A 21,100-nucleotide genomic window follows, 5' to 3' on the forward strand; every position below is an offset into this window, starting at 1 on the left:
CGCCATCATAAAACAACAAGGGCGCCCCTGGGGCGCCCTTGTCACGAGTGAGAGCCGCTGGCCCGTCAACCCTTGAGGCTGTCGAGATCCTTCTTGGCCCGCTCCAGCTCGGTGATGCGCGCCTCCAGACGAGCCAGGGTCATCCGGTCGCTGGTGGTACCGCGCGCCACGATCAGCTCGTCGATGGCCGCCTGATAATCCCCGCGCAGCGCGAGCATCTCGGCCCGCGCCATATGCAGCTCGGTCATTCTGCCCGCCTTGCGATAGGCATCGGCCAGCAGGTTCCAGGCCAGATTGTTCTCCTCATGGGCACGGGCATAAGGGTCGAGGATGGCGATGGACTTCTTGTAGTTGCCGCTCTCGAGGTAGGCGTTGCCGAGGTTGACCACCACCACTTCGTTATCCGGCATCCGGCTGCGGAACTTCTCGAGGCGCGCGATGGCCTGGGCGCTGCGCCCCTTGGCCAGATCGATGTCGGTCTGGGCATCGACGATAAAGAGATCTTCCGGATGACGGGCCGCCAGCTCCTGCATCAGGGTATCCGCTTCGTCGGTGCGCTTGAGCTGGATCAGCGCCAGCGCCTTGCCATAGATGGCGGCATCCTTGAGCGGGTAATCCCCCTTCTGGATCCGGCTATCGAAGTAGCTCAGCAGCCCCTGCGGGGTATCGGTACCAAAACGCACCTGAATCCGCACCTTGGCCAGCCAGAAGTCGAGGCTGGGCGGCAAGTCGCGGCGGCCATAGCTGCCCGCCCGGGCGCGTGCCTCGCTGATCCGGGTCTCCGGCAGCGGGTGAGTGAGCAGCATTTCCGGCGGCTTGCTGGCGTAACGGTACTCGGCAGCCAGTTTCTGGAAGAAGTTGGCCATCCCCATGGGGTCGAAACCGGCATCATAAAGCGTCTTCATGCCGATGCGATCCGCTTCATATTCGTTGTCGCGGGTGTAGTTGATAGCAGACTGCATGGAGAGGCCCAGCGTGGTCTGCAGCGCAGCGATACCGGCAGTCGGGTTGATCACCGCCAGCGCGATGGAGCCCACCAGACCGGCCAGGGTCACCGCCGAGCTGCTCGCCTGCGCTTCCATATAACGGGCGATATGGCGCTGGGTCACGTGGGTGATTTCGTGGGCCAGTACCGAGGCCAGCTCGCTCTCGCTGTCGGCGTAGAGGAAGAGGCCGGTGTGCACCTTGACTCGCCCGCCGAGGAAGGCGGCCGCGTTGATGCTGGGATCATTGATGAGGAAGAAGGTAAACGGGAAACGCACCCCATCGGCGTTGGTCAGCAATCGCTGACCCAGATCGTCAATGTACTGGCTCAGCACCGGATCATCGATGATCGGCAGACCCGCACGGGCAAAGCGCATAAAAGCGTTGCCGTAACGCACTTCCTGCTCGATGGGCAGGGCAGCAACCCCGGCCGTGCCGATGTCGGGAAGCTGATTGTTGGCCTCGGCATGAAACGTGGCGCCCATCAGGGAAGCCAGCAGGGGAAGCGATGCCATCAGGGGGGAAAAACGTGCCACGTTATCTCTATCTCCATCAGAAAGGGCCTCGGCAGAATACCCTTGCCCATCAAGGGCTACAAGCGTTGTTTCATGCTCTTATCACGGCCATAATAGCGGCCACCTGCCTGATGGAGCCCCCATGGAAATTCTCGACCTGACCCCCTGGCGTTGCCCCGAGCCGCTGATCCGGCTCAAGCTCTGGTTAAGGGAGGCCAAAAGCGGTCAAACCGTCACCATCCGGCTGGCCGATGCGGGCTCCCGGCAGGATATTCCGGCCTATCTGCACCGTCAGGGCCACCATGTCGAGGTGCAGCAAGAAGCGGACAAAACCCTCTCTTTGCAGTTGGTTGTCGGGGCGAAACAACCATCTTGAGCCCCAGTGATGTAAGGATGCCGTCATGTTAGAAGTATTGAAGCACTGGTATCAGACCCGTTTTTCCGATCCCGATGCCGTTACCCTTTTCCTGTTGCTGGTGTTCTGCTTCACCATCATCTGGCTGTTTGGCGATTTGCTGGCCCCCCTGCTGGTGGCACTGGTAATGGCCTATCTGCTGGAGTGGCCGGTCGCCCGGCTGCAAAAAGCGGGGCTGTCGCGCACCCTGGCCACCAGCGTCATTCTGATCCTCTTTATTGCGGTAGCAGTCGCCTCCTTGCTGGGTCTTATCCCGACGCTGGTCAGTCAGGGGATCAATCTGGCCAAAGAGGCGCCGGCCATGCTGACCCACGCTCAGGATTATGTGCGCACCCTGCCGGACAAATACCCCGAGCTCATCGATGTCAGTCTGGTGGAGACCGTCATCGACAATATTCGCCAGCGCATCCTCAGCGGCGGCGAGCATCTGGTAAGCGCCTCCCTCAGTTCGCTGGTCAACGTGGTCGCCATCATGATCTACCTCATTCTGGTGCCGCTGATGGTCTTCTTTATGCTCAAAGACAAGCGGGTACTGATGGGCAGCCTGCGCCGCTTCCTGCCGCGCAACCGCACCCTGGTCAACCGGGTGTGGGTCGAGATGAACAACCAGATCATCAACTACATCCGCGGCAAGGTGATCGAGATCCTTATCGTCGGCATCGCCACCTATGTTCCCTTCGCCCTGATGGGACTGCGCTACTCGGTGCTGCTGGCGGTCGCGGTCGGCTTCTCGGTGCTGATCCCCTATATCGGCGCTGCCGTGGTGACCGTTCCGGTCGCCATGGTGGCCCTGTTCCAGTGGGGGCTCACCCCCGAGTTCGCCTGGCTGATGGTGGCCTATCTGGTCATTCAGGCTCTCGATGGCAACCTGCTGGTGCCGGTGCTTTTCTCGGAAGCGGTCAACCTCCATCCGGTGGCCATCATCATCGCCGTGCTGGTCTTCGGCGGCTTGTGGGGATTCTGGGGTGTCTTCTTCGCCATTCCCCTCGCCACCCTGGTCAAGGCGGTGCTCAATGCCTGGCCAAAACGTGAAGAGATGCCCAGTGCCGCATAATAACCTGCTTCCCCTGCAATCGTGACAACGGAGTGTCCATGACCTTTTTTCGTCGAATCAGAGCGGCAGGGCTGACGGCCCTGCTCCTCGCTGCAGCCCTCCCAGCGCGTGCCGATATCGATCTTGGCGCCATGGATCTGCTCACCAGCGACAGCCCTACCAGCCCGGTGCCACAAGGCTTTGTCGCCGGTGCGGCGCTCATCGGGGGGCAGGCCCGTTATGAAGCGCAGGACAACGCCCTCTACGCCATCCCCGGCTTTATCTACTTCGGCGACCAATTCATGTTTCTGGGGGATCGGGCCCGCTACTACTTCCACAAGGATGAGAACGTGGCCCTCTACGGCTATGGCCGGGTCCGTTTTGGCAATCTGGATCCCGAGGATGCTCCGGCCTTTACTGGCATGGAGCAGCGAAAATGGCAGCTGGAAGGCGGGATCGGTGGCAACATCATCACCCCCTATGCCCTGCTGACCGTGCGTGCCAACAGCGATGTCACCGGCCGCAGCAAGGGACAGGAGCTGCTGCTGTGGGCCGATTTCCCCATCCTGCGTGACAACCTGCTGATCATGCCGGGGATGGGGCTGATGCTGCGCAGCGACAAGATGGCCAACTACTACTTCGGCGGCATCTCCGAAAGCGAGGCGACTGCCCAGCGGCCCGCTTGGGATACCGGTACCACCCTATCCCCGATGGCGGCCCTCATCACCAGCTACCGCTTCAGCCCCAACTGGATTGGCATGTTTGCCATGAACTACGAATGGTATGATCGGGACATCAAAAACAGCCCCATCGTCCAGCACGATGGCGAGCTCTATGCGGGTTTTGCGCTGGGCTATATCTGGTAACGGTTATGAGTCTTGAACCGTGAGACACGACCAAACAAAAGGGAGCCCTCGGCTCCCTTTTTCACGACCATCAGGCTGGTAGTACAGCCTGCTCAAGCTGCCAATTCAGGCTTACAGCGCCGCCAGAAACTCGGTCAGTTGCTGATTGACGAAGGCCGGATTTTCCAGCGACGAGATGTGGCCAGCCATCGGGATCTCCCTGAACGGGCAACCCAGCATCTCGGCCATCAGATAGCCCTCCAGCACCGGACGCGCCTTGTCCTCGCAGCCGGTCATCACCAGTGCGGGAGTGGTGATCTCCTCCAGCCACTCGATACGATCTTCGCGGGTCACAAAGCTGCGGCCCACCGCCACCATGGCGGCGATCTTCTCATTTGGCCAAGCAGCCAGACGCGCCTTGAAATCGGCCAGCAAGTCGGTATCGGGCTGGTTGGCAAAGAAGATAGGCGCCACCTGTTCGATGATGGGCGCCGGCACGGTGCCGAGCTGCTCGATCATCGCCAGCATGCCGAGGTAGCGCTCGCAGGTGATCTGGGGCTCGAGGCCGACAAAACTGTCCATCAGCACCAGACCCTTAAGGCGGTTTGGCACCATGCGCGCCAGCTCAACACCCCACATGCCGCCGATGGAGAGGCCCACCAACACGAACTCCTCAATGCCGAGGGCATCGAGCAGCGCCAGGTGATCCCGCGCCAGAGTCGCCAGGGTGCAGCTACCTTCGGGGAGCAGGTCGGAATCACCGTGGCCCCACAGCTCGGGGACGATGCAGCGATAGCTGCCCTTGAACGCCTCGATTTGCGGCGCCCACATGGCGCTGTCCCACAGATAGCTGTGGCCAAACAGCAGTACCGGCCCTTGCCCTTCGTCCAGATAGGCCATCCGGCGGCCCGCTATCTCCATAAAATGCTTCATGTTATCTCCTGTTGCCAGCGATGGGCGGGCAGTGTATCACGTCCCCCTTGGCAGGTGACGCCTCCCTGGTGCAAGCTGACAGTGACTCAAAGAAGTCACCCATGAAAGGATGCCAAAAGGAGAAGCCCATGGCGAAGGAGAAGAGCAAGAAGCGGCCGCGTCTGGACAAGAAGTGCTACGAGCACCACCTTGCCCATCTGCAGGAGGAGCTGGTCAAGCTGCAGGAGTGGGTCAAGCAGGAGGGGCTGAAGGTAGTGGTGCTGTTCGAAGGACGGGACGCCGCCGGTAAAGGGGGCGTCATCAAGGCGATTACCGAACCGCTCAACCCCCGGGTCTGCCGGGTCACGGCACTGCCCGCCCCCTCCGATCGGGAGCGCTCCCAGTGGTACTTTCAGCGTTATGTGGCCCACCTGCCCGCCGCTGGCGAAATGGTGCTGTTTGACCGATCCTGGTACAACCGGGCCGGAGTCGAGCGGGTGATGGGATTTTGCAGCGATGCCGAGTATCGCGAGTTTCTGCGCGCCTGCCCCGAGTTTGAGCGGATGCTGATCCGCTCCGGCATCACCTTGATCAAATACTGGTTCTCGGTCAGCGATGAGGAACAGGAGAAGCGCTTCAAGGAGCGGATAAATACGCCCATCAAGCGCTGGAAGTTCAGCCCGATGGATTTGCAGTCCCGCTCGCGCTGGGTGGAATACTCCCGCGCCAAGGATGACATGTTCACCTACACCGACACCGAGGATTGCCCCTGGTTCGTGGTGGAGGCGGACGACAAACGCCGTGCCCGGCTCAACTGCATCGCCCATCTGCTGAGCAAGGTGCCCTACGAGGCGATCCACTACGAGCCTATCAAGCTCCCCCCCATCAAGACCGAAGGGTATGAGCGCCCGCCGCTGGCCAGCCAGACCTTTGTGCCCGATATTACCGCCGAACTCGAGGCTTGAACCGGGTTACCTTGCTTACCTGCATGTTCAAATCGCAGGCAATAAAAAGCCGGTCTGACGACCGGCAAAAAGGCATTGATTATTAAGAAAGGAAAACCAGCACAACAAAAAATCAGGTACGGATATATTTGGCGGTACGGGGGAACGCCTGCTCCTTGGCATCGAACAGGTAGCAGGCTTCGGCCGGTATACCCACGCTGTAGGTCTGACCGGTCGCCACATCCACATCCGAGGTGGCCTTGACGGTAAAGTCGTGACCATCCACATCCATATAAACGAAGGACTCGGCGCCCAGGTGCTCGGCCACCTGCACGATCCCGCTCACCTTGCTGTGCGCATGGGGGTGATCCAGCGGCATCAGGTGCTCGGGGCGAATGCCCAGCTCCACCTTGTCACCCACAGCGCCACTGCGGGCATCGACCCGGGCACGCACGGTATCGCCAGAGGTCAACTTGACAAGGCACTCCTGCTCGCCAATCTCCAGCAACTCGCCCGCCAGGAAGTTCATCTTGGGAGAGCCGATAAAGCCCGCCACGAACTTGTTGTCCGGGTTGTGGTAGAGATCCAGCGGTGAACCAAACTGTTCCAGGTTGGTGGCAGCTTCCGCCTTGAGCGGGCTCAGCACCACAATCTTGTCGGCCAGGGTCATCGCTTCCACCTGATCGTGGGTCACGTAGATGATGGTGGAGTTAAGCTCTTTGTGCAGCTTGGCGATCTCGATCCGCATCTTGACCCGCAGCGCGGCATCCAGGTTGGAGAGCGGTTCGTCAAACAGGAACACCTGCGGCTGCTGCACGATGGAGCGACCGATGGCGACACGCTGACGCTGACCACCGGAGAGCGCCTTGGGCTTTCTGTCCAGCAGCGGCTCGAGACCCAGGATCTCGGCGGCGCGCATCACCCGCTTGTGGATGTTCTCCTTGTCCATTTTCTTGAGCTTCAGACCAAAGGCCATGTTCTCGTAGATGTTCATGTGCGGATAAAGGGCGTAGGACTGGAACACCATGCCGACGTTGCGCTCTACCGGCGGTACGTCGTTCATGTAGCGACCGCCGATGGTCAGCTCACCGCTGGTGATGTCTTCCAGACCCGCGATCATCCGCAGCAGGGTGGATTTACCGCAGCCTGACGGGCCGACGAAGACGATGAATTCGCCCTCCTTGATGGAGAGGTTAATGTTGCGCAGGGTGTCCTTGTGAACAGCCGGATCGTAATTTTTGCGAACGTTGTTGAGTACTACTTCAGCCATGACGAGCTCCGCTCTTGAATCTTTGCAAATCGTGATAGCGGGGGGAGTCAACTCCCCCGGCCATAAACTTAACCTTTCACACCACCAGCAGTCAGACCGCCAACCAACCAGCGCTGTGCCAACAGGAAGACCACAGTGATGGGGAAACCGGAGAGCACTGCGGCCGCCGCGAAATCACCCCACAGATAGTTCTGCGGATAGAGGTACTGCTGAGCCCCGACCGCCAGGGTCAGATTGTTCACATCCTGCAGCAGGATGGAGGCCATGGGCACCTCGGTAATGGAACCGATAAAGGCCAGAATAAACACTACCGCCAGGATGGGCACCGACAGGGGCAACAGGATCAGACGGAATGCCTGCCACGGGGTTGCACCGTCGATGGCCGCCGCCTCCTCCAGGGAGGAGTCGATGGTCTCGAAGTAGCCCTTGATGGTCCAGACGTGCAGGGCAATCCCCCCCATGTACGCCAGGATCAGGCCACCGTGGGTGTTGAGACCGAGCCAGGGGATGTAGTCACCAATCTTGTTAAAGAGCGCGTAGATGGCTACCAGTGCCAGCACCGCCGGGAACATCTGGAAAATCAGCATGCCCTGCAGGATGGTGGACTTGCCACGAAAACGCAGGCGGGCAAAGGCGTAAGCACAGGTGGTGGAGAGCGTCACGATCATCAGGGCAGTGATGCCGGCGATCTTGATGGAGTTCCACAACCAGGTCAGCACCGGGAACGGCGGCGGCGTGATGCTGCCGTCGGCGTTGGTGATGGACATGCCCAGCGCCAGCTTCCAGTGATCCAGCGTCGGATTGGAGGGGATGATCTCCCCTACCGCGAAGTTACCGTTACGGAACGAGATGGCGATAACCATGATCAACGGGAAGATGATCAACGCCAGGAAGCCCCACATGACCAGGTGGGTTGCCCACACCCGGTATTTGACTGATTTGGGTTGTACGATTGCCATGTTGAAGCCTCCTTACAGCTGCTTGTCGGCTTTGGACAATTTCAGGTTGAGCAGCGCCAGCGCACCTACGATGAGGAAGATGGCTGTGGCGATGGCACTGGCCAGACCGTAGTCCTGACCACCCGATCCCTGGAACGCAATCCGGTAGGTATAACTCACCAGCAAGTCGGTGGTACCGGCCGGGGTGCTGGCGCCGATGATGTCGGGCGCACCGTTGGTCAACAACTGGATAAGCACGAAGTTGTTGAAGTTGAATGCGAACGAGGCAATCAACAGCGGTGTCAGCGGCTTCATCAGCAGCGGCACGGTGATCTTGAAGAAGTTCTGCACCGGACCGGCACCGTCCATGGCGGACGCTTCATAGAGATCTTCCGGGATGGCTTTGAGCAGGCCCATGCAGAGGATCATCATGTAGGGGTAGCCGAGCCAGGTGTTGACAATCAGGATCATCACCTTGGCCAGGAAGGGGTTGGTATACCAGTCCGGTTTGATGCCAAACGCCGCTTCCAGGAACATGTTGATCTCACCGAAGTTCTGGTTGAACAACCCCTTGAACACCAGGATGGAGATAAACGCCGGGATCGCATAGGGCAGGATCAACATGACCCGATAGAAACCGCGCCCCTTGAGCTCTTCCCACTGCACCAGACAGGCCAGCACCATGCCGATAGCCAGGGTGAAAGCGACGGAGCAGGTTGAGAAGATCACGGTCCAGATGAAGATCTGCAGGAAGGGTGACTGGATGCCCGGATCGGTGACGATGCGCGCGAAGTTCTTCCAACCGACGCTCACCACAAAGCCCGGAGCAATACCCTTGCCGACAAACTGACCCTGTTCGTCGATGTACTGATAGAAGCCGGTCTCGCCATTGGGCAGCATCAGCTCGCCATTCTGGGTATCACGCAGCAGGTTGCTGTCTTTGATCACCACGCCGGACTTGAGCACGGCACCATCCATCAGACGGGTGTAGTGCTGCTTCTGGGCGGCAAACTTGCGCAGGCTGCTCAGGGTCAGGTGGGTACCGCCATCCGGCAGCACCAGATCAAGGTCACTCAGGTGAGTACGATGCTCAACAATGGCGCGGATCGGTGCGGCCTTGCTGGCCGCTTCGCCGGTGAAGGGCTGCAGCTCGACCACTTGCTGGGTGATCTGCACACGGCCCTCGCGGGACGCCAGCTCACGGGCCTTGTTGGTCATCAGGGAAACAGGTTGGCTGATAAAGGATTGATCATCCTGTGTCAGCAGCAGCTGGAACTGGCCGTTGTCGCCACCCAGCAGGGTAAAATCGAATTCACCGCCCGCCACCTTGTAGGTTTTCTTCAGGTGGTAGTCCCGCGCCTGCTCCACGGAGAGCAAGTTGGACCCCGAATAGTTGGTGAAGGCAATGCCAATGGTGTAGGCAAGAGGGAAGATGATAAACACAACCATGCCCGCAACACCCGGAAAGATGTAGCGATGGGCATAGGTCTTCTTGTTCATGAAGACATACAGACCGACGGAAACCACCACCAGATCCAGCAGCGCGAATACCCACTCGCCACTGGCGTACATCATCACGGCTGCGTAGCCGTTGAGGATGGCAACCAGGGCCGCTATGGTCCACTTAAGCCAGGTGTGCTTATCCTTCGGACCGGCATAGGACTCAACAGAAGGTACTACTTCCATGCCAATTAACCTTTATAACGCCAAGAGAGATTTGAGAGAGTGGGAGGCCATGACGGCCTCCCGGGTAGTGCGTGCTTACTGAACGATACGCTTGGCAGCGGTATCCAGAGCTTCGTCAACACCCTGACGACCGGAGGTCACGTTCTTGAGGGCAGTTTCGAAGGAAGACCAGAAACGGCTCATCTCGGGAACGGATGGCATCGGCTCGCCAGCCTGGGCGTTCAGCATGGTGGCCTTGATGTGCGGATCGGATTCCAGGGTCTTCTGGAAGGATTTCAGCGCAACGGCACCCAGCGGCTTGTCGGCGTTAACCGGCGCCAGACCGGCATCGGTCAGCAGGTAGTTTTCCAGGAACTCGATAGCCAGATCCTTGTTCGGGCTGGCAGCGTTGATGGTGGCACCCAGTACGCCAACGAAGGCTTTGGCCGGCTTGCCGTTCAGGGTCGGCAGCGGCGCTACGCCGTACTTGATGCCGCTCTTGTCCAGGTTGCTCCAGGCCCAGGGACCATTGATCATCATGGCCACTTCGCCCTTGTTGAACTTGGCGTCCATCACACCGTAGTCGATGCCTTTTTCCAGGTGACCGGACTTGATCATCTCGGAGATGTAGCCCACGCCCATCTTGGCACCTGCGTTGTTCACGCCGGTATCTTTGACGTCATAACCGGTAGCGGTTTTCTTGAAGGCGTAACCACCGTTGGCAGCCACCAGCGGATAGCTAAAGTACGGGGTGTCATAAGCCCACATGATGGCGCGCTTGCCGTTTTTCTTCAGAGTCTCGTCAATCTTGGCGATCTCTTCGAAGGTTTTCGGCGGCTCGGGCAGCAGGTCCTTGTTATAGATCAGGCTGACTGCTTCCATGGCAACCGGGTAGCCATAGGTTTTGCCATCAACAGTCATGGCATCCCATGCCAGCTGTTCAAATTTGCCTTTGGTGGCAGCGTTCGGCGTTACCGGAACCAGCAAACCGGCTTTGACCCACTCACCGTAACGGTCGTGAGCCCAGAAGAAGATGTCCGGGCCGTTGCCAGTGGCGGCGGCTTGCTGGAATTTCACTTCAACCTGATCCGGGTGAGCCACAGTAACCTTGATGCCGGTTTCTGCTTCAAACTTCTTACCCACTTCAGCCAGACCGTTGTATCCCTTGTCACCGTTGATCCAGATGGTCAGCTGGCCTTCATCGATGGCAGCAGTAGCAGAGCAAGCGACGCCAAGAGTGGCCAGACCGATCAGGGATGACAGCAATTTCTTTTTCATGAGCCTTTCCTTGTATTAGTTCCGCGCTGTAAGAGCATTGTGTGCGAGATGAATATTATCCCAAGCGGCAAACGGCTCACATGACGCAACTCGCATTTTTGAAATGCAATTACGTATTTCCTTCCAGAAAGTTTTGAAAACATTTTCTTATTTCAGGGGGTTAGCGCCATTTATTGGCATATTTCTCGCCAACACAAGAAATTAAATTACCAAATAGAAATAAAAAGACATGAATGAAAGGGTTTTCACCTCATTGAAAACCCTTTCACATGGATAATTCTGTTTAATTTGTTAACAAAGCACCGAGTTGCTTTCGCTACCCCCTGCCCCATTAAATAAAAAGACACCGCAGCGAACTGCGGTGTCTTTTTGCCAAAAATGAAGGCCGGATCACATTATGACTGGCGCAGCAGCTGATCCTTGAGATTGGGCGGCACACCCTTGATGGTCAGGGTGTCGGTCTGGGGATCGTAAAAGATCCGGCTGTTCAACAGCTTCTGCTCAAAGCTCAAAGTCAGACCGCCGCCGGAGCCGACAAACTTGGTCAAACCACGCAGGGTAGAGCGATCCGCCGGGAAACGCTCTTCCAGCTCATACTCCTGACCGATAAAGCTGTAAAAATCGAGGTCACCGTCACCAGGCAATTCTGCAGACAGCTCCTTGATTTCGATCTCTTCACCGGCGCTCGCCTGTTCGGTGCAATATTTGAAGACCTGCTTTTTATAGTCATTGCGCTCGGTCGGTTCGAGCTGACGACTGTCGCAATAATCTTCGACCGCCTGCAGTAAGCCTTTATTTTGTACCTTGGCATCCATCCCCTCGCGGGCACCCAGCAGATCCATAAAGAAGTCGCCCAGTTTGCGACCAATGCGCCCCTTGCTGAAGGTGATATAGCGGCGCGAATCAGGTTGGGTTTTCCATTCGGTCAAATCAATGCGGGCCACCAGATTGAGTTTGCCGATATCCAGATACTGGATATGGCGCAATTCCAGCGCTTCGCTGACGGTGACGCTCTCCTTGCCCTCAAGCAGGGCAATCAGCAGATAATCGACCCCGACGTAGTTATATTTGGCAAACAGCAGCACCCCCTGCTCATCGAGGGCGTGCTCCACCAGCTGCTTGACCAGCATCTGGGTCACGGTGACCGAGAAGGGAACGAATTCGGTCTGCTCGGCGAGCAGCTGTTCGAGTGCGATACGAAACGCGGGTGAAGGCTGCTTGGGAGCCTCTTCACCGTCGGCCAGCTCGGCGACGGCGGCCTCGGGGTCGGCAAAGAAGCCAAAGCCCTTGCCGCCCTTGCCGTTGTAGATCCGATGCAGTTCCGCCATCAGTCCCTGTACCGCCTCATCAGGGGGCAGGGTCTGGCTGCGGGTATCGGCGTGGGGTTGACCATCGCCGCCCTGGCGCAAGGAGTGAAGAATGATCTTGTCGATATCGAGACTCATGTCACAAAGCCATAGTGTTAGCCGAAAGGGTGAAGTATTATAAGGCGCTTTGAACCGAGATGAACTGAAGATTATGCCTATCGTATCAAAGTACAATAACGAGCAATTTGACGCCCTGATGAACGACCTGATCACCGCGCTGGAAAAGCATAAAGCGCCGGTGGATCTCAGCCTTATGGTGCTTGGCAATCTGACCACCAATATCATCAACGGTATGGCACCGGCCCAGCGCCAGGCCATCACTGAAAAGTTTGTCCAGGCCCTGACCGCATCGGTCGATAATCGCCACGACGCACACTGAGTCCCCGACTCTGTTGATTTGACGTTTCTCAACGCAGATGGATCACTATGGTCGAAACCGGTAACCCCTATCGTGATAATGTCTCTCGCCTGATCACCTGGGGGCATTGGTTCTCCTTCTTCAACATTATTCTGGCCATGCTCATCGCCACCCGTTATCTGGGTGCCATCAGCTGGCCATCGACCACGCTTGGCGTGATCTATCTCGTTGTAAGCTGGATTGGCCACTTCTCGTTTCTGAGTTTTGTCACCTACCTGTTGACGATCTTCCCGCTCAGCTTCGTGCTGCCCAAAGAGAAACCGCTGCGGTTCATCTCGGCCATCATCGCCACCCTGGCGCTGGTGCTGCTGCTAATCGACACCCAGGTATTCCGGCTGTTCAAGTTCCACCTCAACAGTCAGGTATGGCAGTTGCTGCTGGATCAGGCGCAAACCGAAGAGGGCTCAATCTGGAGCATCATCTTCGTTGCCGTGCCCACCATCTTCCTGCTGCAACTGCTGCTGTCGGCCTATGTCTGGCGCAAGATCAACAAGCGCAAGCGCCGCCAGTACGGAAATCAGGTGGGACTGGCCCTGCTGATCTGCTTTATTCTGACCCACGTGGTCAACAGCTGGGCCGATGCGACCCTCTATCAGCCGATCACCATGCAGAGAGCCAACTTCCCCCTCTCCTACCCTATGACGGCCCGCTCCTTCCTGGCCAAACATGGCTGGCTGGATCTGGATCAGTACGAGAAGCAGGCTGCTTCCCAGGGGGATAACAGCGACAGCCGGATGCACTATCCGCTGCGCCCGCTCAACGTCAACGCCCCCCTGACTCACAACAATCTGCTGATTGTGGTGGTCGATTCGCTGCGCTTTGACATGCTCAACAACATCAACATGCCCAATCTGCAGCGCTATGCGGACCAGCATCTGACGTTCCGCAATCACCTGAGTGGCGGCAACGACGACCTGATGGGCATGTTCAGCCTCTTCTACGGGTTGCCCGGTCACTACTACAAGGACATCAGCAGCGACAAGCGTCCGCCGGTGCTGTTCGACGAGATGCTGCGCCAGGATTACCAGTTCGGGCTGTTCGGCGCGATGGAAGATGCCCAGAAGTATCGCAAGAGCATCCTCGCCGGTCTGCGCAAACAGGTGTTTGTCTCCGAACAGAGTGACGATGGCAAGCTGCTGACCGACTGGCAACAGTGGCTGGAGAAGCGCTCTCCCGAGCGTCCCTGGTTCTCGCTGGTCTATCTCTCGAGCCCCGGCGACTACCAATTGCCCGCCACCATGAAGGGGCCGTTCCAACCGGAGCTCGCCAACTTCAATCCGGCGACCGCCTATCGGGCGGAGAACCTGCAAAAACTGGAAAACCGCTACAAGAACTCGGTCTTCTATACCGACCAGTTGCTTGAGCAGATGCTGACCAAATTGCAGTCGCAGGGGATGGACAGCAACACCATCGTCGTCATCACCTCCAACCACGGTCAGGAGTTCAACGACACCCGCAGCAACAGCTGGGGCGCAGGCAGCAACTACTCACCCTATCAGGTGCAGGTACCGCTGGTACTGGCCTGGCCGGGGCGCGGCAGTGACGTTCGGGAACAACCGAGCAGCCATTTCGATCTGGCGCCGACCCTGATGCAGGGGATGCTGGGCGTGCGCAATCCGGCGCGCGATTACAGCGTTGGCCGCTCGCTGTTTGATACCAGCCCGCGCAACTGGCTGCTGGCCGGGGATCAGAACGACTTCGCCATCTATGAAGGGGACACCATCACCCACTTCAACAAGCAGGGTGACTTCGAACTGCTGGAGCGCAACAGCTATCGCCCGATCAAGCACGGCACCCCGGATATGGGCGCCATGATCCAGGTGATGAACGAGCTGAACCGCTTCTATCGCAACCAGTGAAGCGCCCGTTGATGGCTTGATACCATAAAAAACGCCCCGAATTCGGGGCGTTTTTCGTTGTATAGCCGGGCCACGTTCACGACTGTTAGCCACCCCACCCTTGCGGGTACTTGTAGCCAACGAAACGCTTGGCTGCATAGGCTTTGAACGCCGCCGAGTTGTAGGCCGCCGCCACATCTTTGGCAAACGGCTGCTCCGCATCTGCGCTTTTCACCACCACCCAATTGATAAAATCGTAGCTGCGCTCCAGAAACAGTCCTTCACTGAACGGGATTCCGCTGGAGGCGGCAAAATTACCGTTGATCACCGAGAAGTCCACATCCTCCCGCGAGCGGGGCAACTGCGCCGCCTCCAGCAGTACCAGCTTGAGATTGTGCGGATTGTTCACCACATCAAACTCGCTGGCCTTGAGCGGGTTTATCCCCTCCTTGAGAGTGAGCCAACCAAGATCCTGCAGCATCAACAGCGCCCGCGCCTGATTGGTGGGATCGTTGGGGATGGCCACCGTGCTCCCCTTTTTCACTTTGTCGAGTGCTGCCAGCTTGCCGGAGTAGAGCCCCATCGGGCCAGTTGGCACCTGGGTAATGGGTGCCAGCGACAAGCCGCGATCTTTGGCAAAACTCTCCAGATAAGGTTTGTGCTGGAAGCAGTTCACATCCAGTGATCCGTCAGCCAGAGCAATATTGGGGGTCACATAGTCGGTGAACTCCACCAGCTTGACCTTATACCCCTTGGCCTCCAGCTGCGGCTTGATGGAGTCGGTCACCATGTCGGCAAAATCCCCCACCGTAGTACCAATCACAATCTCCTGTTTGTTCGGCAAGGACGCATCGGCGGCAACCGCGGAAAAAGAGAGGCTCCCGACCGCCATCGCGGCAATAAAGGTGCTGGCGCCAGCAGTGGCGCGCAAGGAAGCAGTCAAAGAAGAAGGTAAGAAGGAACGAAACGGCATAGGGACTCCCTGTCAGGTACGCATCAAGCTATGGGCCTGCGGCGGGGCCGCCCTCAGAAGTAACGCCCTTCACACCGCAGCAATCTAGCCATCCAAACGGCTATTTAAGTTACCATAACAGAGCCATCCACCGCCGCCAAGCAATAAACCACTGACCCACCCCCACCTTATCACCTTGCAGGCTCACCCGAACGCATACCAGCACTCACATTGGCACACACCACCATGCCGTTTATTTCCAAGAGCGCACGAGCTCCCCTCGGGATTGCCCCGAATCGAGATGGCTGCGGCGAAGGAGAGTCGCGAGAGGAGTGAATTACAGATAAAAAGATCAGTAGCGAACGGTGAGAACCATTCTCAATAAAACACATAACCAGTGTCATTGGAATACCTACCATAAACCAGATCGGATTTCTTTGAACCTCATTGCGTTTTTTGAAAATGGCTCTTTTTGAACCCCTACCACCCGTGTATAGATTTCCGTCGCACTCAGGATGGTGCGATCCAAGATGGAGTTAAAAAAATAATGAAGCAAACATCGTTAGCACTGGCGATCACAGCACTGCTGTCGACCCTGCCCAGTGCGCTCGTTCAGGCAAATGAAGGTTGTGCGCCGCTCACCGGCAAGGAGAACGGCATGGATATCGGACGCAGCAGCACCGAGCGCTGCCTGCCAGGTACCAATCCCCTGCAGGATCAGCAGTGGTATCTGCTCAACAGCGGCCAGGATGGGTTCAGCGCCCGTGGCGGCATAGCGGGCAATGATCTCAACCTCTGGTGGGCTCATCGCACCGGCGTGCTGGGCCAGGGAGTCAATGTGGCCGTGGTGGATGATGGTCTGGCCATCGCCCACCCGGATCTGGCGGAGAACGTACGTCCGGGTTCGAAAAACGTGGTAACCGGCAGCGATGACCCGACACCGACCGATCCGGATACGGCCCACGGCACCTCTGTCTCCGGCATTATTGCGGCGGTAGACAACGCCATCGGTACCAAGGGGATAGCCCCGCGAGCCCAGCTGCAGGGATTCAACCTGCTGGATGACAACAGCCAGCAGTTGCAGAAGGATTGGCTCTACGCCCTTGGCGACAGCGATGCCAGTCGCGACAACCGGGTGTTCAACCAGAGCTACGGCATGAGTGTGGTGGATCCCCGCTCTGCCAACTCTCTGGATCAATCCCAGCTTGATCGTCTGTTTGAACAGCAGACCCTCAAGGCGCAGGGCGCGGCCTATATCAAGGCCGCCGGCAACGGCTTCAACAAGATAGCGGCGGGCGGCTATGTGCTTAACCGCACCGGCAATGGCCCCAAATTGCCGTTTGAAAACAGCAACCTCGATCCCTCCAACAGCAACTTCTGGAACCTGGTGGTGAGCGCGCTCAACGCCGATGGCGTCAGATCTTCCTACTCCAGCGTCGGCAGCAACATCTTCCTGAGCGCGACCGGCGGCGAGTACGGCACCGACGCTCCGGCGATGGTGACCACGGATCTGCCCGGCTGCGACATGGGTTACAACCGCACCGACGATCCCAGCACCAACCGGCTGCACGGCAACCCGCAACTGGATGCCAGCTGCGACTACAACGGCGTGATGAACGGCACCTCCTCCGCCACCCCCAGCACCTCCGGCGCCATGGCGCTGCTGATGTCCGCCTACCCGGATCTGTCGGTACGTGACCTGCGGGATCTGCTGGCGCGCAGCGCAACCCGGGTCGATGCCACACAGAAACCTGTGATGGTCAGCTACACCAGCAGCACCGGCAAGGTGCGCGACGTGAAAGGACTGGAAGGGTGGGAGCGCAATGCCGCCGGCATGTGGTTCAGCCCGACTTACGGTTTCGGTCTGATCGACGTCAATAAGGCCCTTGAGCTGGCAGCCAATCACCAGCCCCTGCCCCCGCTGGTACAGCTGCCATGGCAGAAGATCAATGTCACCGGCAGTGCCGCCGCCATTGCGGATGTGGGCAACAGCCCGACCAGCTCAACAACCCGCATCGCGACACCCTTGACGGTAGAAGCGGTTCAGGTGATGGTGAGTCTGGATCATCAGCGTCTGCCCGATCTGCTGATCGAACTGGTCTCCCCCGCCGGCACCCGCAGCATCCTGCTGAGCCCCTTCAACAGCCTGGTCGGCCAATCTCTCGACCAGCAGCAACTGGGCTTTGTGCGAACCAAGGGATTGCGCGACATGCGGATGCTATCCAACAAGTTCTACGGCGAATCGGCGCAAGGCCAGTGGCGACTGGAAGTAACCGACGTTGCCAACGGTACCCGTCAGGTCTCTCTGCTCAATCGCGAGACCCGTGAGCGTACCACCCTGACCGAGCGCAACAATCGCCAACCGGGCAAGCTGATCTCATGGTCCCTGCGGGTCCTGGGTCACGATGCCAACCGCAGCTAACACGCTAGGAGTATTACCATGAACAAACCTGTTACCTTGCTTCTGGCAACCCTGCTGGCCCCCCTCTCGGGACAGCTCTGCGCCCAGGAGTCCGTCACCATGGATGGCAAGCAGTACAGCACTATAGAGGTAAATGGCCAGACCTACCTCATTCCTGACAACGGCAGCAAGAAGCGGGTCGCCCGCAGCCTTGACAGCAAGGTCCCGCAACAGACCCTGCGCCGCGGTGACGTGTTGATGCAAGGGGCCGCCAGCCCCGAGCTCACCGTCAGCGGCACCCTGCTGGTGGAAGCCGATGACAACCAGGCCAGCGCGCTGGCCAGCCGGCACGGCCTGCGCTTCAAGCAGAGCAGCGGCGGCATCGCCCTGCTGGAAGCCAAGCCGGGCACCGATCTGAACGCCGTCGCCACGGCGCTCAAGCAGGAGGGGGTCAAGGTGCAGATTGAACTCGCCGGGGCCCTCAAACAGCCCAAGTGAGCCGTCCCGGGCCATTGCCCGGGCATATCAGCTGATCTTCGAGGGGGCCGCCGGCCCCCTCGCGTGTTGATCGCAGCCATCCTCAGTGGCCGTCAGGCCATCCGTTTTCCCTCCTTCTCCCCTGCCCTTTCCCCTCTTGCCACCCCCACCTTTGCTTTGGCACCGCCTTTCGATGCGACCTTGCTCACAACTCGGCCCCCTTGCTCCCGCCGGCACATTTCTCGCTCCCCCAGGGCAAGGCAGCCATCGCCCGGCTTGTTAACCTGCCTGCAGCCAAACGCCGGCCCACCGGCCCGTTCGGCCTTCCTTGCGATATCCAATGGCAGCCGCCAGCAGAGCGGCCCAGCCCGGGCGGATGCCTTGCGCCCGGTGTCGATATCTCCTTTGTATTTTTATTCAGACAGTTACGAGGACGTCTTCATGCCTATCACCACAAAATTGAAAGCGGTTTCACTGGGTGTCAGCCTGGCGCTGGCCGGCCTGCTGGTCGGTTGCAACCAGAATGACTCGGATCCCCTGGTCAAGGACGATGCCTATTACCGCGGCCAGGCCGAGGCCATGGTGGCCAAGCTGACCCTGAGCGAGAAGCTGGACCTGCTCTCCGGCCCCGGTTACGGCAGTGCCAACGGCGCCATCAACGTCAAACAGGACGTGCCCGGCGTGGCGGGTTACATCAACGGCGTGCTGCGCAGCGCGGACGGCATCGACATTCCGGCCCTCAAACTGGCGGACGGGCCGGCCGGGGTGCGGATCAACGCCAACCGCGACGGTGACAGCGCCAGCTACTATGCCACCGCCTGGCCCATCGGCTCGCTGCTCGCCTCCAGCTGGGACGTCAAGCTGGTCAAGGCCGTCGGCGAAGCCATGGGGGACGAGGTGCGCCAGTACGGGGTCGACATCCTGCTGGCCCCGGGCATGAACATCCAGCGTAACCCGCTCAATGGCCGCAACTTCGAGTACTACTCGGAAGACCCCCTGCTCACCGGCAAAATCGGCGCCGCCATGGTCAACGGGGTGGAGAGCAACGGGGTAGGCACCACCATCAAGCACTACTTCGGCAACAACTCCGAGACCAACCGCAACCAGATCAACGACATCGGCGAACCGAGAACCTTCCGCGAGATCTACCTGCGCGGCTTCCAGATAGCGGTAGACGAGGCCCAGCCCTGGGCGGTGATGACCTCCTACAACAAGGTCAACGGCACCTATGTCAACGAGCGCAAGGATGCGGTGACCGACCTTCTGCGCGGCGAGTGGAAGTTTGACGGCCTGGTGATGTCCGACTGGTTTGCCGGCGACGTGGCCAACAATGCCTACAAGCAGGTGCTGGCGGGGCAGGATTTGATCGAGCCAGGCAACGTCAAGGAGCAGTTGCAGCAATCCATCGAGCACGGCGATCTCGACGAGACCAAGGTAAACGAGGCCGCCATCCACATCCTGACCCAGGTGATGAAGAGCCCCTCCTACAGCCAGCTGACCATCAGCAACAGCCCGGATCTGATCGCTCACGCCAAACTGGCCCGTCAGGCCGGTGCCGAGAGCATGGTGCTGCTGCGCAACGACGCCGCGGCCCTGCCGCTGGCGGCAAGCAGCACCCTGGCCAGTTTTGGCATCAACCAGATCAACACCTACAAGGGCGGCACCGGCAGCGGGGATGTGAACGCCGCCAGCACCACCACCATCGCGCAGGGACTGGCGGCACGCTTCCCGGTCAACGAGGCGTTGCAGAGCTACTACCGCGATTTTTACGAGAACAACAAGGTCTATCATGAGGGGCAATTTGGCGCCAAGGGCTACTACACCTGCGCCGAGGCGCCAATCAGCGGCGAGCTGGCGGCGCTGATCGCCAATGCGGCTGCCACCCAGCAAGCCGCCGTCATCAGTATCGGCCGCCAGGCCGGGGAAGGAGCGGATCGCAGCAGCGGCAAGGGGGACTATCTGCTCGGCGATGACGAGCGCGCCCTCATCGACGCGGTGAGCAACGCCTTCCACGCCCAGGGCAAGAAGGTGGTAGTGGTGCTTAACGTCAACGGCGTCATCGACACCGCCCAGTGGAGCGACAAGGTGGATGGCATCCTGCTGGCCTACATGGCTGGCCAGGAGACCGGTCACGCGGTGGCGGACGTGCTCTCCGGCGCGGTCAACCCGAGCGGCAAACTGGCCCAGAGCTTCCCGCACAGCTACGCCAGCGTACCCTCCGCCGGCACCTTCCCGGGCGAGGACACCGACGGGGACGGCGAACCGGACGATCTCTACTACAACGAAGGGATCTACGTGGGCTATCGCTACTACAGCACCTTCGAGCAGGCGGTCTCCTACCCGTTCGGCTTCGGTCTCTCCTACACCAGCTTCAGCTACACCAGCCCCGCCATCGCCAGCAATACCCTAGCGGACGGCAGCGCCGGCAACCTGGTGCTGACCGCCACCATCACCAACACCGGCGCCGTGGCAGGCAAGGAGGCGGCCCAGGTCTATGTGACCGCCCCCGAGGTCAAGCTGAAGAAACCGCTCATCGAGCTCAAGGCCTTTGCCAAGACGGCGCAACTGGCACCGGGGGCCAGCGAACAGCTGAGCTTCACCATTCCGGCCAGCATCCTCGCCAGCTTCGATGAGGCCAGCAACCAGTGGATCGTGGAGCCGGGCCGCTACAGCGCCTACATCAGCCCCTCGTCGGATGTCTCCGCCAGCACGCCGGTCAGCTTCACGGTTAGCAAGGAGATCGTGGTGAGCAACACCACGCCAGGGGCACTGGCACTGCCGACCGGGGTGGATCCCGCCAGCGTCACCACCATCACCCGCTAACAAAGGCAGGCACGGCCGGGCCCCC

General features: G+C 59.3%; 17 protein-coding genes. 9 read left to right on the forward strand and 8 right to left on the reverse strand.

The window, feature by feature from the left end; all coding sequences use genetic code 11:
* Positions 1-65 precede the first annotated feature (65 nt).
* Complete coding sequence (locus tag G5193_RS17245; RefSeq protein ID WP_005333848.1) at positions 66-1,520, reverse strand: M48 family metalloprotease; 1,455 nt, start codon at positions 1,518-1,520, stop codon at positions 66-68.
* A 121-nt stretch (positions 1,521-1,641) separates the two neighbouring features.
* Between G5193_RS17245 and G5193_RS17250 the strand changes: the two genes are divergently transcribed.
* The 3 genes from G5193_RS17250 to G5193_RS17260 are packed head-to-tail and all read left to right on the forward strand — an operon-like array spanning position 1,642 to position 3,813.
* Complete coding sequence (locus tag G5193_RS17250; RefSeq protein WP_069529159.1) at positions 1,642-1,875, forward strand: sulfurtransferase TusA family protein; 234 nt, start codon at positions 1,642-1,644, stop codon at positions 1,873-1,875.
* A 25-nt stretch (positions 1,876-1,900) separates the two neighbouring features.
* The gene (locus tag G5193_RS17255) at positions 1,901-2,968 is read left to right on the forward strand and encodes an AI-2E family transporter (protein ID WP_421206622.1); all 1,068 of its coding nucleotides are present in this window, start codon (positions 1,901-1,903) and stop codon (positions 2,966-2,968) included.
* Positions 2,969-3,006: 38 nt separating this feature from the next.
* Entirely contained in the window at positions 3,007-3,813 is an 807-nt protein-coding gene (locus G5193_RS17260; protein ID WP_421206624.1) for a MipA/OmpV family protein, read from the forward strand.
* A 111-nt stretch (positions 3,814-3,924) separates the two neighbouring features.
* Here the strand turns inward: G5193_RS17260 and G5193_RS17265 are convergent, their stop codons facing one another.
* Positions 3,925-4,725: an alpha/beta fold hydrolase gene (locus tag G5193_RS17265; protein ID WP_421206626.1), complete on the reverse strand. Its 801-nt coding sequence runs from the start codon at positions 4,723-4,725 to the stop codon at positions 3,925-3,927.
* 128 nt (positions 4,726-4,853) lie between these two features.
* Here G5193_RS17265 and ppk2 point away from each other — a divergent pair, with 128 nt between their 5' ends.
* Positions 4,854-5,669 carry a polyphosphate kinase 2 gene (gene ppk2, locus G5193_RS17270; RefSeq protein WP_005361444.1) on the forward strand — a complete coding sequence of 272 codons (816 nt, stop codon included), beginning with the start codon at positions 4,854-4,856 and terminating at the stop codon, positions 5,667-5,669.
* Between the two features lie 112 nt (positions 5,670-5,781).
* Here ppk2 and G5193_RS17275 read toward each other — a convergent pair whose 3' ends face one another.
* The 5 genes from G5193_RS17275 to yejK all read right to left on the reverse strand — a co-directional run bounded on the left by G5193_RS17275 (position 5,782) and on the right by yejK (position 12,244).
* Positions 5,782-6,918, reverse strand: coding sequence for an ABC transporter ATP-binding protein (locus G5193_RS17275; protein ID WP_005333867.1), 1,137 nt, complete (start codon positions 6,916-6,918; stop codon positions 5,782-5,784).
* Between the two features lie 68 nt (positions 6,919-6,986).
* Positions 6,987-7,877, reverse strand: coding sequence for a maltose ABC transporter permease MalG (malG, locus tag G5193_RS17280; protein ID WP_005333868.1), 891 nt, complete (start codon positions 7,875-7,877; stop codon positions 6,987-6,989).
* Positions 7,878-7,889: 12 nt separating this feature from the next.
* Positions 7,890-9,542 carry a maltose ABC transporter permease MalF gene (malF, locus tag G5193_RS17285; protein WP_421206628.1) on the reverse strand — a complete coding sequence of 551 codons (1,653 nt, stop codon included), beginning with the start codon at positions 9,540-9,542 and terminating at the stop codon, positions 7,890-7,892.
* 75 nt (positions 9,543-9,617) lie between these two features.
* Positions 9,618-10,799, reverse strand: coding sequence for a maltose/maltodextrin ABC transporter substrate-binding protein MalE (malE, locus tag G5193_RS17290; RefSeq protein ID WP_005333871.1), 1,182 nt, complete (start codon positions 10,797-10,799; stop codon positions 9,618-9,620).
* A gap of 395 nt (positions 10,800-11,194) precedes the next feature.
* Entirely contained in the window at positions 11,195-12,244 is a 1,050-nt protein-coding gene (gene yejK / locus G5193_RS17295; protein WP_019445372.1) for a nucleoid-associated protein YejK, read from the reverse strand.
* Positions 12,245-12,317: 73 nt separating this feature from the next.
* Between yejK and G5193_RS17300 the strand changes: the two genes are divergently transcribed.
* Complete coding sequence (locus G5193_RS17300) at positions 12,318-12,545, forward strand: YejL family protein (protein ID WP_005333874.1); 228 nt, start codon at positions 12,318-12,320, stop codon at positions 12,543-12,545.
* Between the two features lie 47 nt (positions 12,546-12,592).
* Positions 12,593-14,443, forward strand: a complete 1,851-nt coding sequence (locus tag G5193_RS17305) for a DUF3413 domain-containing protein (protein WP_139460789.1) — start codon at positions 12,593-12,595, stop codon at positions 14,441-14,443.
* A gap of 85 nt (positions 14,444-14,528) precedes the next feature.
* Here G5193_RS17305 and G5193_RS17310 read toward each other — a convergent pair whose 3' ends face one another.
* Positions 14,529-15,314 carry a MetQ/NlpA family ABC transporter substrate-binding protein gene (locus G5193_RS17310; protein WP_421206641.1) on the reverse strand — a complete coding sequence of 262 codons (786 nt, stop codon included), beginning with the start codon at positions 15,312-15,314 and terminating at the stop codon, positions 14,529-14,531.
* 607 nt (positions 15,315-15,921) lie between these two features.
* On the opposite strand from G5193_RS17310, the gene G5193_RS17315 reads away from it, so the two are divergent.
* From G5193_RS17315 to G5193_RS17325, 3 genes are all read left to right on the forward strand, one after another.
* Positions 15,922-17,796: a S8 family serine peptidase gene (locus G5193_RS17315; protein WP_421206630.1), complete on the forward strand. Its 1,875-nt coding sequence runs from the start codon at positions 15,922-15,924 to the stop codon at positions 17,794-17,796.
* Between the two features lie 18 nt (positions 17,797-17,814).
* Positions 17,815-18,273, forward strand: coding sequence for a serine protease chaperone (locus G5193_RS17320; protein ID WP_216953341.1), 459 nt, complete (start codon positions 17,815-17,817; stop codon positions 18,271-18,273).
* A gap of 420 nt (positions 18,274-18,693) precedes the next feature.
* Entirely contained in the window at positions 18,694-21,075 is a 2,382-nt protein-coding gene (locus G5193_RS17325) for a beta-glucosidase (RefSeq protein ID WP_421206632.1), read from the forward strand.
* Positions 21,076-21,100 lie beyond the last annotated feature (25 nt).

Source organism: Aeromonas sp. 601027 (genome assembly GCF_049174455.1).
GTDB classification, from domain to species: domain Bacteria; phylum Pseudomonadota; class Gammaproteobacteria; order Enterobacterales; family Aeromonadaceae; genus Aeromonas; species Aeromonas veronii_A.

Excerpts from the sequence above, each read along its gene's own strand:
- malF (WP_421206628.1), bottom strand. The coding sequence starts at position 9,542 with ATGGAAGTAGTACCTTCTGTTGAGTCCTATGCCGGTCCGAAGGATAAG.
- G5193_RS17250 (WP_069529159.1), top strand. The coding sequence starts at position 1,642 with ATGGAAATTCTCGACCTGACCCCCTGGCGTTGCCCCGAGCCGCTGATC.
- G5193_RS17260 (WP_421206624.1), top strand. The coding sequence starts at position 3,007 with ATGACCTTTTTTCGTCGAATCAGAGCGGCAGGGCTGACGGCCCTGCTC.
- G5193_RS17305 (WP_139460789.1), top strand. The coding sequence starts at position 12,593 with ATGGTCGAAACCGGTAACCCCTATCGTGATAATGTCTCTCGCCTGATC.
- malG (WP_005333868.1), bottom strand. The coding sequence starts at position 7,877 with ATGGCAATCGTACAACCCAAATCAGTCAAATACCGGGTGTGGGCAACC.
- G5193_RS17310 (WP_421206641.1), bottom strand. The coding sequence starts at position 15,314 with ATGGCGGTCGGGAGCCTCTCTTTTTCCGCGGTTGCCGCCGATGCGTCC.
- G5193_RS17300 (WP_005333874.1), top strand. The coding sequence starts at position 12,318 with ATGCCTATCGTATCAAAGTACAATAACGAGCAATTTGACGCCCTGATG.
- G5193_RS17275 (WP_005333867.1), bottom strand. The coding sequence starts at position 6,918 with ATGGCTGAAGTAGTACTCAACAACGTTCGCAAAAATTACGATCCGGCT.
- G5193_RS17255 (WP_421206622.1), top strand. The coding sequence starts at position 1,901 with ATGTTAGAAGTATTGAAGCACTGGTATCAGACCCGTTTTTCCGATCCC.
- yejK (WP_019445372.1), bottom strand. The coding sequence starts at position 12,244 with ATGAGTCTCGATATCGACAAGATCATTCTTCACTCCTTGCGCCAGGGC.
- G5193_RS17265 (WP_421206626.1), bottom strand. The coding sequence starts at position 4,725 with ATGAAGCATTTTATGGAGATAGCGGGCCGCCGGATGGCCTATCTGGAC.
- malE (WP_005333871.1), bottom strand. The coding sequence starts at position 10,799 with ATGAAAAAGAAATTGCTGTCATCCCTGATCGGTCTGGCCACTCTTGGC.
- G5193_RS17315 (WP_421206630.1), top strand. The coding sequence starts at position 15,922 with ATGAAGCAAACATCGTTAGCACTGGCGATCACAGCACTGCTGTCGACC.
- G5193_RS17320 (WP_216953341.1), top strand. The coding sequence starts at position 17,815 with ATGAACAAACCTGTTACCTTGCTTCTGGCAACCCTGCTGGCCCCCCTC.
- ppk2 (WP_005361444.1), top strand. The coding sequence starts at position 4,854 with ATGGCGAAGGAGAAGAGCAAGAAGCGGCCGCGTCTGGACAAGAAGTGC.
- G5193_RS17325 (WP_421206632.1), top strand. The coding sequence starts at position 18,694 with ATGCCTATCACCACAAAATTGAAAGCGGTTTCACTGGGTGTCAGCCTG.